Genomic DNA, 13437 nt, shown 5'->3' with positions numbered 1-13437 from the left:
AAAACAGTTATCTTCAGTACCGTCTTAACTATGATTTGTGTGATTAGTTTGATTGAGATGATTAATTAATTGCTAGAGATTACTTTTAATTTTTACCTAACTCCTGGTTGAAAGTTACGCAATCTTAAAGCATTACTGACTACAGAAACTGAAGAAAATGCCATTGCTGCACCGGCAATAATCGGGTTAAGTAACCAACCAAAGAAGGGATAGAGAATACCCGCAGCAATGGGAATACCAATGATATTATAAATAAAAGCAAAGAAGAGATTTTGGCGGATATTGTTGATAGTGGCGCGACTGAGTTGAATGGCTGTCACTATGGCTTGTAAATCTCCAGAAATTAAAGTAATATCACTAGCAGCGATCGCCACATCTGTTCCTGTCCCAATGGCAATTCCCACATCAGCTTGTGCTAATGCCGGCGCATCATTAATTCCATCTCCTACCATAGCCACAATTTGAAATTTGTTCCCTACTTTTCTTTGCTGTAATGATTTAATCATCGCGGCTTTTTGGTCTGGACGCACTTGGGCAAAAACTTGATTGATACCAACTTGATCAGCAATTGTTTGGGCAGTTTTTTGATTATCACCTGTTAACATTACCACTTCTAACCCTAATTCTTGCAAAGCTTTAACTGCTGTTAATGATGAAGGTTTAAGGGCATCAGCAATAGCCATAATTGCTTCTAAATTACCATTTACTGCTAACCAAATTACTGTTTTTCCTTCACCTTCCCAATGGCTTTGATGGGGTTTTAAAATATCTGTATCAATTCCTAATTCTGTGAACCAGCGTTGTGTGCCAACTTGTACTAAGTTATCATATACAATTCCTTGAACACCACTACCAACAATAGCTAAAAAATTCTTGACATCAGCTAAACTCACAGCTTGACTTATCGTATATTTCACCACTGCTTCCCCTAAAGGATGTTCAGAATTTTGTTCTACACTGGCAGCTAATTTTAATAACTGAAGTTCATTCCCATCTGCTGTACCTTTAATAGTCACAAAATCTGTAACTGTGGGTTTACCTTGAGTTAAAGTTCCAGTTTTATCGAGAACAATAGTATTTATTTTATGTGCTAATTCTAAACTTTCAGCACTTTTAATTAAAATCCCATTTTCTGCACCTTTCCCAGTTCCTACCATCACAGAAGTAGGAGTAGCTAAACCCAAAGCGCAGGGACAAGCAATAATTAAAACTCCCACCATTGTCATCATTGCTAAAGTGAAATTACCTGTAATACTAAACCAGATGATAAAAGTAAAAATTGCGATCGCAATTACAGATGGCACAAACCACCCAGTTACTTGATCTGCTAACCTTTGAATCGGTGCTTTTGAACCTTGTGCCTCTTGGACTAACTTGACAATTTGCGCTAAAAAAGTATCCTTACCCACCCGCGTTGCCTTAAACTTAAAACTACCAGTTTTATTAATTGTTGCCCCAATTACCTCATCGCCTAGTTGTTTTCTCACGGCTACACTTTCACCAGTCACCATTGCCTCATCTACGGTAGAATTACCATCAACTACCTTCCCATCTACAGGAATTTTTTCACCAGGACGGACTAAAATTAGATCATTAACTATCACTTCATTAATGGGAATATCCATTTCCAAACCATCTCGCATTACCCTAGCTGTTTTTGCTTGCATTCCCATCAATTTGTGAATAGCTTCCGAAGTTTTTCCCCTAGCACGATGTTCTAAAAATCGTCCTAACAAAATCAAAGTTATAACCATCGCTGCAACTTCATAATAAACATGAATTTCTAAGCCTTGGGAAATAAATAAATCAGGAAAAAGCGTCACGAATAAAGAATAGAAGTAAGCCGTACCCGTTCCCAAAGCAATCAAAGTATCCATTGTCGCAGTGCGGCGTTTTAAAGACTTCCAAGCATTACGGAAAAAAGATCCCCCACACCAAAATTCAACAGGTGTTGCTAATGCTAATTGCAACCAAGGATGATGAAGAAATTTAGGAACAAAAGGTAAATGTAATCCCGTCATCATCGGTAAAGAACCAAAAAACAGAATAATACTAATGACAACCCCAGTTCTTAACTTGAGAATAAGTTCCTGTTCTGCTGCTAATTTACTCGCTGTTGCTGCTGTATCTTCACCTTCTACATCTAACTGAAAGGATGAATAACCAGCATCTGCGATCGCAGCTTGAATTTCTGCTATATTTGTTTGTTGAGGTTCATAACTAATAGTTACCTGTTCTGCACCAAAATTAACATGACAATCAATAATTCCAGCAACGGCTAAAATTGCCCGTTCAACATTATTAGCGCAAGCAGCGCAACTCATACCTTTAAGTTTAAGACTCAGAGTATTCATATCACCTCTTGTAATTATCCTTCAGATCCCCGACTTCTTTGAGAAGTCGGGGATCTATATGTCTATACTTTACCTATTGGTGTAATATATCATTTTAATAAGTTTCTTGACTTCCAACTAACTTACATTTCAGATTTTGGGTATAGAAATATATGTTACAAGTTATTTATTCTGACGAATTTTTAGATCACAAAACGGGAATCTACCACCCAGAAAAACCAGCCAGATTGACAGCGATAGTTGATGCTTTAAAAACTGCACATTTTGCAGAGAAAATTACCTGGAAACTACCTACACCAGTTCTATTAAAACCATCTTTAATGTCCTGGATAGAAAAGGTTCATCCTACAACCTATATTAACAAAGTAAAAGATATCGCTGCCTCCGGTGGAGGTTATTTAGACGGGGATACTCCCATTTCTCCCCGCAGTTATGATGTGGCGTTATTGGCGGTTAGTGCTTGGTTAGATGGAGTTGATACAGTTCTTAATACAGCAGAAAAATCTTTTATATTAGCGCGTCCACCCGGACATCATGCAGTAAGTGACACAGGTATGGGATTTTGTTTATTTTCTAACGCCGCCATAGCAGCTTTTTATGCTTTGCAACAACCTGGAGTTAAGCGCGTTGCTATTCTAGATTGGGACGTACATCACGGAAACGGGACAGAAGCAATAGTAGAAACTCACTCAGAAATTGCTTATATTTCTCTCCACCAATATCCAGCTTATCCCGGTACAGGGAAAGCTTCTCAACAAGGTTCACATCATAATGTGTTAAATTTACCTGTCCCTCCTGGTAGTGATATTACTGTCTATCAACCCCTGTGGGAAAGGAAAATTCTCCCGTTTTTAAGCAATTTTCAGCCAGATTTATTGATTGTGAGCGCTGGTTATGATGCTAATGCCAATGATCCTTTAGCCGGTGTGAATTTGCAACCAGAAGATTTTGGTTTATTTACAGAATACTGTTTAGGTATAACCAAAAAAATTATGTTTGGTTTAGAAGGTGGTTATGATTTACCAAGTCTGGCTGAATCAGTAATTGCTACTATTCAAACTTGTATAAATTAGTTTCTTTTTGGAATTTATCTTCCAAAAAATAAATTACCCAGATAAACGTTAGCGAAGCGTGGCGTTAGCCGTACTAATCCAGACACAGAGGACACGGAGCAATGAGAGTTTGATAGATTTTTTGCGTTAAGTGGTTGAGTGTTTTTATTTGGAAGTCCTCAAAACTCTTGAGATGCTTCGTTTCGTTTCGCTATGGCTAACGCCACGCTCCGCGAACGCTACACTCAGCATGACAAAACAGGATCATTTATTTTGTGGCTTACTCTAATAAAACTTTGTCATCATGTCATGAAAGAGCTAAAGTTTTGTTAAGATACAATTACTGGGAATTCAGCCACCTGGCTGTGAAGAAAAATTAGATAGTACCAGTAGCTGTATACAGTTCAGAAGGTGAACAAATGACCACCTATATTTTTTTTGACCAAGCCCTCAAGATGCTTACCATTGCCTTTTTAGCAGCACCAATCATGCTAATCGCCGCTTCGAGTATAGGGTTAGCAGTGATTGAAACCATTGAAAAAACAGGAGACAGTTAAAACCACGCTTCAAAGTAGGGACAGGGCTTAAAAAGTTTAATTTTAACAGTATATCCGAAATTTTATCTACAACCTGCCCCTACCATAGACATATCACTGAACTTCTAACCCTATAAAACGCTGAAATGGTTAATCAGTCATATTTTTAATTTAAATCTGGAGATTATTTAACCAATTTTGTAAATCCTCTACTGTAGATAAATCAAAGATTGATTCTCCTAAAAATTCAATAATTTCTACATTTAAGAGCCTCTGTGATAGCATTCCCAGTCTCTGACTGGGAACGAGATATAGTATGGGTTTGAGCTTAGATAGAAACTAAGCGACGTAAGGATTCAGCCCGACGTTTAGCAACGATGTTATTGGGTGCTAATTTTAGTGTTGCTTCATACATTTCTAAGGCTTGAGCATTCAATTTTTTCTTTTCGTAAGCGTGTCCGAGATTATTTAAAGCTGATACATAGTCTGGGTTCAATTTTATGGCTTCTTTGTACTGACGAATTGCTAAGTCATATTGCTCTTGAGCAAAGTAAACATATCCCAATCCGTTATAAATAGGAGCAATGGATTCTTCTCCTTCTTCTTCGGCTGCTTTGAGAGATTTTTGAAATAGGGGTATGGCTTGACTAAATACTTTTTTTTCTGAGTAGATACTAGCTAATTCATAATATTCTTGAGCCGTACCTTTTTCTTTTGTTAATTTGTTTTTTAACTTGTTCAAGGAGCTTTCAAGTTTTCGGGTTTTGAATACTTGACGAAAAACACTCACCCCAGCAAATGCAAGTAAACCAACAAAAAGTGACAGATAAATGATGACTAAATTGCTATCCATTTTCTACAAATACAAATTATTAAAATACTCTATCTATTATCAGTTATTAGGTTGTGTATTTCTCACTAAATTACTACAATCCCCAGTATTCTATCCGTTCTTTTAGCCAACCTGTAACTGTATAACGAGCGATCGCTTCATTCACGTTACGTCTTAACTCATCATACTGTAATCCTTTTGGCATCACTACAGATAGCGGCTCTGCTGATAATTTAGTTGCCAGTATGCGATATTGAGGATGTGCTTGCACCCAACCACTAAGAATACTAAGATCCGCCGCAAAACCATCTACCTGATTACTTTCTATTTTCTCCCACCCTTGAGCATAGGAATCTACACTGACCAACTCAGCAGATGGTGTAAAATACTTTAAGTATCCAATTGTGCTGGAGTGGTTGAGAATAGCTATTTTCCGTTTACTTACATCTTCTAATGTTTGAATTGCTGTATTTTTTGTAACTATTCCTGCGCCGTCATAATAGTAAGGAACACTGAAGCTAACGATGCGAGAACGTGATTCTGTGGCTGTGACTCCAGCGATCGCTAAATCAACTTGCTGATTAAATACTAATGGTAAGCGATCGCTATTGGCTACCGGTTGCAATTTCACAGCATCAGCTTTACCCAACAAATCACTGGCCAAACGTTTGGCTAAATCAATCTCTAACCCTTGTAAATTGCCCTTGTCATCTCTGAATCCCAAAGGACGAAGATTATCCTTAACTGCCATATTTAAATAGCCTCGCTGCTGAATTTCCGCCATTGTTGCGGCAGATGCAGTTAAATTTCCACTGGGAAAAGACAGCCAAAAAATCAAAGATAGGGTAGCGGATAATACCAGATGTAACTTATTCATAATCGCTCTGCGTTTTACTCCAATTAAAAATGCCAAAAAGTTTCTTGATTTTTAATTTTCAATTCTCCGAAGTGCCATCTGTTACATCCGTTATTCATCCGTTGCCACCTTTATCCGTTAACCGAGTTAGCGAGTTCCGCAATTTTAGCGAAGCTTGCAGGATCAAGAATTGCCAATTGTGCCAGCATTTTGCGGTTTAGTTCCACATTGGCTTTCTTCAAATTACCAATCAAACGGCTATAGCTTAAACCGTGTTGTCTAGAAGCTGCGTTAATCCGTGCTATCCACAGACGGCGAAAATCACGCTTCTTCTTCTTGCGATCGCGGTAAGCACTGCGAAGCGCCTTCATTACTTGTTGGTTAGCGGTTCTAAACAAAGTTGAGTGAGAACCACGGAAACCTTTAGCTAGTTTGAGAATTTTATTGCGGCGTTTACGAGCTACATTACCGCGTTTTACCCGAGTCATATCTTATTACCTGTGTCTTTTACAAATATGGAAGCATTAAGCGTACGTTAGGTTCGTCCCGTTCATGAACAATTGCCATCTTGGACATATTGCTCTTTTTGCTAGAGGATTTATGCTCTAACAAGTGGTTTTTGAACGGTTTACGGCGGACGATTTTACCGGTACCGGTGACGCGGAATCTCTTCGCCGCAGCCTTGCGAGTCTTTAATTTAGGCATGGGATGGCTTTAATTCAACACAATCTACTATTATATATGAGAAAATGCAAATTGTATGCCCCCTTGGCAAGATCGGCAAGGATTCCCAGGACACAGCCATTATATTCAAAAGATTTTACCTCAAGACTTGACAAGGCGAAAATTTTAGTTTACACTAATGTTAGGAGTGGAAATCTGTCCGCGCATATATAGTAAACTTTTGGATCGTCTGAATCAGGATTTCCAGGATTAAAGGATTTACAGGATGGTAATTTTTAGATGGTTTGTTGGTGATGAAAGTTGTATTTGTCTGATAGCGTAGCGTGGCGTTAGCCATATCAGGATATCCAGGATTAAAGGATTTACAGGATGGTAATTTTTAGATGGTTTGTTGGTGATGAAAGTTGTATTTGTCAGAATCAGGATAACCAGGATTAAAGGATTAACAGGATGGTAATTTATAGATGGTTTAAATTATTCAAAAATAATCATTCAAAAACATCCTGAAAAATCACCAACTCTCCACCAAAAATCATCCAATCACATCCTGTAAATCCTCAAATCCTGAAAATCCTGATATGGCTACGCCACGCTTCGCTATCAGACAAATAAAAATCACCAACTCCCCACCAAAAATCATCCAATCACATCCTGTAAATCCTCAAATCCTGAAAATCCTGATATGGCTACGCCACGCTTCGCTATCAGACAAATAAAAATCCCCAACTCTCCACCAAAAATCATCCAATAACATCCTGAAAATCCTCAAATCCTGGAAATCCTGATTCTGACAATTAAAAATCACCAAATCCCCACCAAAAATCATCCAATCACATCCTGAAAATCCTCAAATCCTGGAAATCCTGATATGGCTACGCCACGCTTCGCTATCAGACAAATAAAAATCACCAAATCCCCACCAAACAATCATCCAATCACATCCTGTAAATCCTCAAATCCTGAAAATCCTGATATGGCTACGCCACGCTTCGCTATCAGACAAATAAAAATCACCAACTCCCCACCAAAAATCATCCAATCACATCCTGTAAATCCTCAAATCCTGAAAATCCTGATATGGCTACGCCACGCTTCGCTATCAGACAAATAAAAATCACCAACTCCCCACCAAAAATCATCCAACAACATCCTGTAAATCCTCAAATCCTGTAAATCCTGATATGGCTACGCCACGCTTCGCTATCAGACAAATAAAAATCACCAACTCCCCACCAAAAATCATCCAATAACATCCTGTAAATCCTCAAATCCTGGAAATCCTGATATGGCTACGCCACGCTTCGCTATCAGACAAATAAAAATCACCAAATCCCCACCAAACAATCATCCAATCACATCCTGTAAATCCTCAAATCCTGAAAATCCTGATATGGCTACGCCACACTTCGCTATCAGACAAATAAAAATCACCAACTCCCCACCAAAAATCATCCAATCACATCCTGTAAATCCTCAAATCCTGAAAATCCTGATTCTGACAATTACGTTTATAATGAAAATTATCAGTTATAGGAAATAGCAATGAATATTACCCTAAAACCAGAACAAGAACAGTTTATTCAAAACCAGTTAGCTCAAGGGAGATTTCCTAATGCTGAAGCCGTTATTAATCAAGCTCTACAACTTTTACAAGAAAAACAAGGAGAATATGAAGACTGGGTAGAAGACGTGAGAGTTAAAGTTAATGAAGCCGCAGCAGAATTAGAACGAGGGGAAGGAGTTCCTTTAGAAACAGTTGTTGAACAGATACAGGCAAAATTTCGTCATGCGCGTGAGGAGAAAAAATGAATCAATGCTTGATTTCACCTCTAGCAATTCGAGATTTAGATAGCATTTCTGAATATTTTTTAAACAGAAATATTGAAACTGGAGAAATGCTTTTTCAAGATTTCACAAAAAAGTGTGAAAAATTACTGCTATTTCCTCAAATGGGACGCAGTTACGAATATATAAGACAGGGAATGCGTGGACTTCCTTTAAATGGTTACATCATTTTTTATCAATTGGTTGATAATAATGTGGAAATTCTCAGAATTGTAAATGGTCGTCAAGATTTAGAAGCGTTATTCGCAGAATAGATAGTTTATTAACTGAGAATTTTGATCATCACACAAATAATATGCAAAAAGTTCCCACATCACAAAAATCCTCACATCCAAAAAACCTCAACACCAACCAACATCCTGTAAATCCTGAAATCCTGGAAATCCTGATTCAGACAAATAAAAATCTCCAACTCCCCACCAAAAATCATCCAATAACATCCTGAAAATCCTCAAATCCTGGAAATCCTGATATGGCTACGCCACGCTTCGCTATCAGACAAATAAAAATCACTAACTCCCCACCAAAAATCATTCAATAACATCCTGTAAATCCTCAAATCCTGGAAATCCTGATTCTGACAATTAAATAAACTTACTTGTCTATCTCAGATTCTAACCATGTTTTCAAGTCATTAATATCTGTAAAATCTAATAATGCTTCTCCCAGCTTTTCCAGTTGTTCTATGTTCAAACTGTTGATATTTTCGATGTAAATATCTTTCAATTTTCCAAATATTTTTGATAACTGGCGTATTAATAAAATCATCTCACCATTCTGCCTACCTTCTTCTCTACCTTCTTCTCTACCTTCCTGTCTACCTTCCTGCTTTGCTTCTTGATATACCCTTGTTTGCTTAATATCACTCACTAAAAACATTGCTTCTATCTCCTGACGGCTTAATTGTGAAAATTTGGACAATAAAACAGTCTCCAACAATTCTATAATACCTTGTTTTTCTCTGTCATTCTCAACTTCTGTCTTAGTTCTGTCCAAGAGAGTTTTAACTAATTCCGGTGCTTGTACTTCCTTGCTGACAATTAACTCAATTAACCCCATACCAATTGAACCCGGTGGTAATTCATCTAAATAAATTCGTTTAATTCTCCCACTATTAATCATGCCATAAAAATTCCATCAAATCGAAATGCCTTTTCTTTCACTTCCACAGAAGTAAATTTATAATCTGTGGCGTTTTCTGTGGGTTCACCCAGAATTTCAAATAATAGAGTGTGAAAAGTGAGGAAGATTTGGTAGAATATCGTGTCTGTGTGCATTATTCCTGATTTTGATATTTCTTAATTACTTGGTTATCTCAGATTTTAACCATGTTTCCAAGTCATTAATATCTGTAAAATCTAATAATGCTTCTCCCAACTTTTCCAGTTGTTCTATGTTCAGACTGTTGATATTTTCGATGTAAATATCTTTTAACTTTCCAAATCTTTTTGATAACTGGCGTATTAATAAAATCATCTCACCATTCTGCCTACCTTCTTCTCTACCTTCTTCTCTACCTTCTTCTCTACCTTCCTGTCTACCTTCCTGTCTACCTTCCTGCTTTGCTTCTTGATATACCCTTGTTTGCTTAATATCACTCACTAAAAACATTGCTTCTATCTCCTGACGGCTTAATTGTGAAAATTTGGACAATAAAACAGTCTCCAACAATTCTATAATACCTTGTTTTTCTCTGTCATTCTCAACTTCTGTCTTAGTTCTGTCCAAGAGAGTTTTAACTAATTCCGGTGCTTGTACTTCCTTGCTGACAATTAACTCAATTAACCCCATACCAATTGAACCCGGTGGTAATTCATCTAAATAAATTCGTTTAATTCTCCCACTATTAATCAATTCTTGTTGATAAGCTGTTAATTCTCCTACATCTAAACTCCGTTTCGCAAATAAAGCCACTGCTTGCCAATCTTGTACAGGTTTAAATTGATTGAGATAAATATTGATTTCGGCGATTAATTCCCAGTAAAAATCTGGTTTTGGTTGAAATTGCACTTCTACAAAATAGATGGGTTTTTCTAGACTATCTGCCATAAAAATTCCATCAAATCGAAATGCCTTTTCTTTCACTTCCACAGAAGTAAATTTATAATCTGTGGCGTTTTCTGTAGGTTCTCCCAGAATTTCAAATAATAGAGTGTGAAAAGTGAGGAAGATTTGGTAGAATATCGTGTCTGTGTGCATTATTCCTGATTTTGATATTTCTTAATTACTTGGTTATCTCAGATTTTAACCATGTTTCCAAGTCATTAATATCTGTAAAATCTAATAATGCTTCTCCCAACTTTTCCAGTTGTTCTATGTTCAAACTGTTGATATTTTCGATGTAAATATCTTTTAATTTTCCAAACCTTTTTGATAACTGACGTATCAATAAGATCATCTCACCATCCTGTCTACCTTCCTGCTTTGCTTCTTGATATACCCTTGTTTGCTTAATATCACTCACTAAAAACATTGCTTCTATCTCCTGACGGCTTAATTGTGAAAATTTGGACAATAAAACAGTCTCCAACAATTCTATAATACCTTGTTTTTCTCTGTCATTCTCAACTTCTGTCTTAGTTCTGTCCAAGAGAGTTTTAACTAATTCCGGTGCTTGTACTTCCTTGCTGACAATTAACTCAATTAACCCCATACCAATTGAACCCGGTGGTAATTCATCTAAATAAATTCGTTTAATTCTCCCACTATTAATCAATTCTTGTTGATAAGCTGTTAATTCTCCTACATCTAAACTCCGTTTCGCAAATAAAGCCACTGCTTGCCAATCTTGTACAGGTTTAAATTGATTGAGATAAATATTGATTTCGGCGATTAATTCCCAGTAAAAATCTGGTTTTGGTTGAAATTGCACTTCTACAAAATAGATGGGTTTTTCTAGACTATCTGCCATAAAAATTCCATCAAATCGAAATGCCTTTTCTTTCACTTCCACAGAAGTAAATTTATAATCTGTGGCGTTTTCTGTAGGTTCTCCCAGAATTTCAAATAATAGAGTGTGAAAAGTGAGGAAGATTTGGTAGAATATCGTGTCTGTGTGCATTATTCCTGATTTTGATATTTCTTAATTACTTGGTTATCTCAGATTTTAACCATGTTTCCAAGTCATTAATATCTGTAAAATCTAATAATGCTTCTCCCAACTTTTCCAGTTGTTCTATGTTCAAACTGTTGATATTTTCGATGTAAATATCTTTTAATTTTCCAAACCTTTTTGATAACTGACGTATCAATAAGATCATCTCACCATCTTGTCTCCCTTCCTGCTTGGCTTCTTGATATACCCTTGTTTGCTTAATATCACTCACTAAAAACATTGCTTCTATCTCCTGACGGCTTAATTGTGAAAATTTGGACAATAAAACAGTCTCCAACAATTCTATAATACCTTGTTTTTCTCTGTCATTCTCAACTTCTGTCTTAGTCCTTGCCATGAGGGTTTTAACTAATTCCGGTGCTTGTGCTTCCTGACTGACAATTAACTCAATTAATCCCATACCAATTGAACCTGGTGGTAATTCATCTAAATAAATTCGTTTAATTCTCCCACTATTAATCAATTCTTGTTGATAAGCTGTTAATTCTCCTACATCTAAACTCCGTTTCGCAAATAACGCCACTGCTTGCCAATCTTGTACAGGTTTAAATTGATTGAGATAAATATTGATTTCGGCGATTAATTCCCAGTAAAAATCTGGTTTTGGTTGAAATTGCACTTCTACAAAATAGATGGGTTTTTCTACGCTATCTGCCATAAAAATTCCATCAAATCGAAATGCTTTTTCTTTCACTTCCACAGAAGTAAATTGATAATCTGTGGCGTTTTCTGTAGGTTCACCCAGAATTTCAAATAATAGAGTGTGAAAAGTGAGGAAGATTTGGTAGAATATCGTGTCTGTGTGCATTATTCCTGATTTTGAAATTTCTTAATTACTTGGTTATCTCAGATTTTAACCATGTTTCCAAGTCATTAATATCTGTAAAATCTAATAATGCTTCTCCCAACTTTTCCAGTTGTTCTATGTTCAGACTGTTGATATTTTCGATGTAAATATCTTTTAATTTTCCAAACCTTTTTGATAACTGGCGTATTAATAAAATCATCTCACCATTCTGCCTACCTTCTTCTCTACCTTCCTGTCTACCTTCCTGCTTTGCTTCTTGATATACCCTTGTTTGCTTAATATCACTCACTAAAAACATTGCTTCTATCTCCTGACGGCTTAATTGTGAAAATTTGGACAATAAAACAGTCTCCAACAATTCTATAATACCTTGTTTTTCTCTGTCATTCTCAACTTCTGTCTTAGTCCTTGCCATGAGGGTTTTAACTAATTCCGGTGCTTGTGCTTCCTGACTGACAATTAACTCAATTAACCCCATACCAATTGAACCTGGTGGTAATTCATCTAAATAAATTCGTTTAATTCTCCCACTATTAATCAATTCTTGTTGATAAGCTGTTAATTCTCCTACATCTAAACTCCGTTTCGCAAATAACGCCACTGCTTGCCAATCTTGTACAGGTTTAAATTGATTGAGATAAATATTGATTTCGGCGATTAATTCCCAGTAAAAATCTGGTTTGGGTTGAAATTGCACTTCTACAAAATAGATGGGTTTTTCTACGCTATCTGCCATAAAAATTCCATCAAATCGAAATGCCTTTTCTTTCACTTCCACAGAAGTAAATTTATAATCTGTGGCGTTTTCTGTAGGTTCTCCCAGAATTTCAAATAATAGGGTATGGAACGTGAGGAAGATTTGGTAGAATATTGTGTCTGTGTGCATTATTCCTGATTTTGATATTTCTTAATTACTTATTTATCTGCTGATTTTACCCATCTTTCCCAGTTCTATATCTACTGTAATTGCATCTTCATCCTGAGATACAAGATAACGTTTTGGTATTTTGGTTATGAGAACAAATTTTATTTTCTTATTTCTCTGCTTCTGCGATTTATTTGGGAAATAATTATCTTGATAAATAAAAACTCTATATATATGGGCGCACACTTTCCCACCTCTAACATAAGGATACCCAAAACTCAGAACACTGTCAACCCCCCAAGCTGAAATTACCAAAACTCGTTACATTATTGATAAAATTCTCAATAATAATGAGAATAAACCCCCAATAATTGAGAAAGTGCTTTTTTGCCAAAATCCCATACAAATAACTTAAATAACTTATATCCTGACGTAAGGAAACCCAACATGATGAAAATTTAATTGGCTGGATTTGTTGGGTTGCCTTATC

General features: G+C 36.5%; 19 protein-coding genes. 6 read left to right on the top strand and 13 right to left on the bottom strand.

From position 1 onward, the window contains the following. Positions 1-92 precede the first annotated feature (92 nt). Positions 93-2354 (bottom strand): heavy metal translocating P-type ATPase, encoded by a 2262-nt coding sequence (locus AA650_RS14685; RefSeq protein ID WP_053539579.1) that lies wholly within the window; start codon positions 2352-2354, stop codon positions 93-95. Between the two features lie 152 nt (positions 2355-2506). On the opposite strand from AA650_RS14685, the gene AA650_RS14680 reads away from it, so the two are divergent. Together AA650_RS14680 and AA650_RS28010 are read left to right on the top strand one after the other, a co-directional pair. Next, positions 2507-3427, top strand: a complete 921-nt coding sequence (locus AA650_RS14680) for a histone deacetylase family protein (protein ID WP_053539578.1) — start codon at positions 2507-2509, stop codon at positions 3425-3427. A gap of 398 nt (positions 3428-3825) precedes the next feature. After that, complete coding sequence (locus AA650_RS28010; protein ID WP_027401062.1) at positions 3826-3963, top strand: hypothetical protein; 138 nt, start codon at positions 3826-3828, stop codon at positions 3961-3963. Between the two features lie 150 nt (positions 3964-4113). Here AA650_RS28010 and AA650_RS26665 read toward each other — a convergent pair whose 3' ends face one another. From AA650_RS26665 to AA650_RS28720, 6 genes are all read right to left on the bottom strand, one after another. After that, positions 4114-4227, bottom strand: coding sequence for a DUF4351 domain-containing protein (locus AA650_RS26665; protein ID WP_081424232.1), 114 nt, complete (start codon positions 4225-4227; stop codon positions 4114-4116). A 43-nt stretch (positions 4228-4270) separates the two neighbouring features. Continuing rightward, entirely contained in the window at positions 4271-4795 is a 525-nt protein-coding gene (locus tag AA650_RS14670; RefSeq protein WP_053539577.1) for a tetratricopeptide repeat protein, read from the bottom strand. 73 nt (positions 4796-4868) lie between these two features. Further along, positions 4869-5651: a transporter substrate-binding domain-containing protein gene (locus tag AA650_RS14665; protein WP_053539576.1), complete on the bottom strand. Its 783-nt coding sequence runs from the start codon at positions 5649-5651 to the stop codon at positions 4869-4871. Positions 5652-5761: 110 nt separating this feature from the next. Further along, positions 5762-6118, bottom strand: coding sequence for a 50S ribosomal protein L20 (gene rplT, locus AA650_RS14660; protein WP_015079973.1), 357 nt, complete (start codon positions 6116-6118; stop codon positions 5762-5764). A 19-nt stretch (positions 6119-6137) separates the two neighbouring features. Beyond that, positions 6138-6335, bottom strand: coding sequence for a 50S ribosomal protein L35 (rpmI, locus tag AA650_RS26660; protein WP_015079972.1), 198 nt, complete (start codon positions 6333-6335; stop codon positions 6138-6140). Between the two features lie 160 nt (positions 6336-6495). Next, positions 6496-6651: a hypothetical protein gene (locus AA650_RS28720; RefSeq protein ID WP_234413190.1), complete on the bottom strand. Its 156-nt coding sequence runs from the start codon at positions 6649-6651 to the stop codon at positions 6496-6498. Positions 6652-7182: 531 nt separating this feature from the next. On the opposite strand from AA650_RS28720, the gene AA650_RS28000 reads away from it, so the two are divergent. From AA650_RS28000 to AA650_RS14645, 4 genes are all read left to right on the top strand, one after another. Then, positions 7183-7425, top strand: a complete 243-nt coding sequence (locus AA650_RS28000) for a hypothetical protein (protein ID WP_199924259.1) — start codon at positions 7183-7185, stop codon at positions 7423-7425. 174 nt (positions 7426-7599) lie between these two features. Continuing rightward, positions 7600-7854, top strand: a complete 255-nt coding sequence (locus tag AA650_RS14655) for a hypothetical protein (protein ID WP_053539575.1) — start codon at positions 7600-7602, stop codon at positions 7852-7854. Between the two features lie 2 nt (positions 7855-7856). Further along, positions 7857-8123, top strand: a complete 267-nt coding sequence (locus AA650_RS14650) for a type II toxin-antitoxin system ParD family antitoxin (RefSeq protein WP_053539574.1) — start codon at positions 7857-7859, stop codon at positions 8121-8123. Beyond that, a complete protein-coding gene (locus AA650_RS14645) occupies positions 8120-8413 on the top strand; it encodes a type II toxin-antitoxin system RelE/ParE family toxin (RefSeq protein ID WP_053539573.1) in 294 nt (97 codons plus the stop codon). The genes AA650_RS14650 and AA650_RS14645 overlap by 4 nt, the downstream gene beginning before the upstream one ends. Positions 8414-8753: 340 nt before the next feature. Here AA650_RS14645 and AA650_RS14640 read toward each other — a convergent pair whose 3' ends face one another. Genes AA650_RS14640 through AA650_RS14620 form a run of 6 tightly spaced genes read right to left on the bottom strand, consistent with a single transcriptional unit; the run spans position 8754 to position 12968 of the window. Then, positions 8754-9281 (bottom strand): DUF2887 domain-containing protein, encoded by a 528-nt coding sequence (locus AA650_RS14640; protein WP_234413189.1) that lies wholly within the window; start codon positions 9279-9281, stop codon positions 8754-8756. After that, positions 9278-9436, bottom strand: coding sequence for an Rpn family recombination-promoting nuclease/putative transposase (locus AA650_RS28715; RefSeq protein ID WP_234413188.1), 159 nt, complete (start codon positions 9434-9436; stop codon positions 9278-9280). Before AA650_RS28715 ends, AA650_RS14640 begins: the two co-directional genes overlap by 4 nt. A gap of 25 nt (positions 9437-9461) precedes the next feature. Beyond that, positions 9462-10358, bottom strand: coding sequence for an Rpn family recombination-promoting nuclease/putative transposase (locus tag AA650_RS14635; RefSeq protein WP_053539572.1), 897 nt, complete (start codon positions 10356-10358; stop codon positions 9462-9464). 25 nt (positions 10359-10383) lie between these two features. Then, entirely contained in the window at positions 10384-11220 is an 837-nt protein-coding gene (locus tag AA650_RS14630; RefSeq protein ID WP_053539571.1) for an Rpn family recombination-promoting nuclease/putative transposase, read from the bottom strand. A 25-nt stretch (positions 11221-11245) separates the two neighbouring features. Then, a complete protein-coding gene (locus tag AA650_RS14625; RefSeq protein ID WP_053539570.1) occupies positions 11246-12082 on the bottom strand; it encodes an Rpn family recombination-promoting nuclease/putative transposase in 837 nt (278 codons plus the stop codon). A gap of 25 nt (positions 12083-12107) precedes the next feature. Next, complete coding sequence (locus tag AA650_RS14620; RefSeq protein ID WP_053539569.1) at positions 12108-12968, bottom strand: Rpn family recombination-promoting nuclease/putative transposase; 861 nt, start codon at positions 12966-12968, stop codon at positions 12108-12110. Positions 12969-13437 lie beyond the last annotated feature (469 nt).

Origin of the sequence: Anabaena sp. WA102, assembly GCF_001277295.1 — a bacterium.
Lineage (GTDB): Bacteria > Cyanobacteriota > Cyanobacteriia > Cyanobacteriales > Nostocaceae > Dolichospermum > Dolichospermum heterosporum.
The sequence above is the reverse complement of the archived record's forward strand: the minus strand, read 5'-3'. Positions and strand labels throughout refer to the sequence as shown.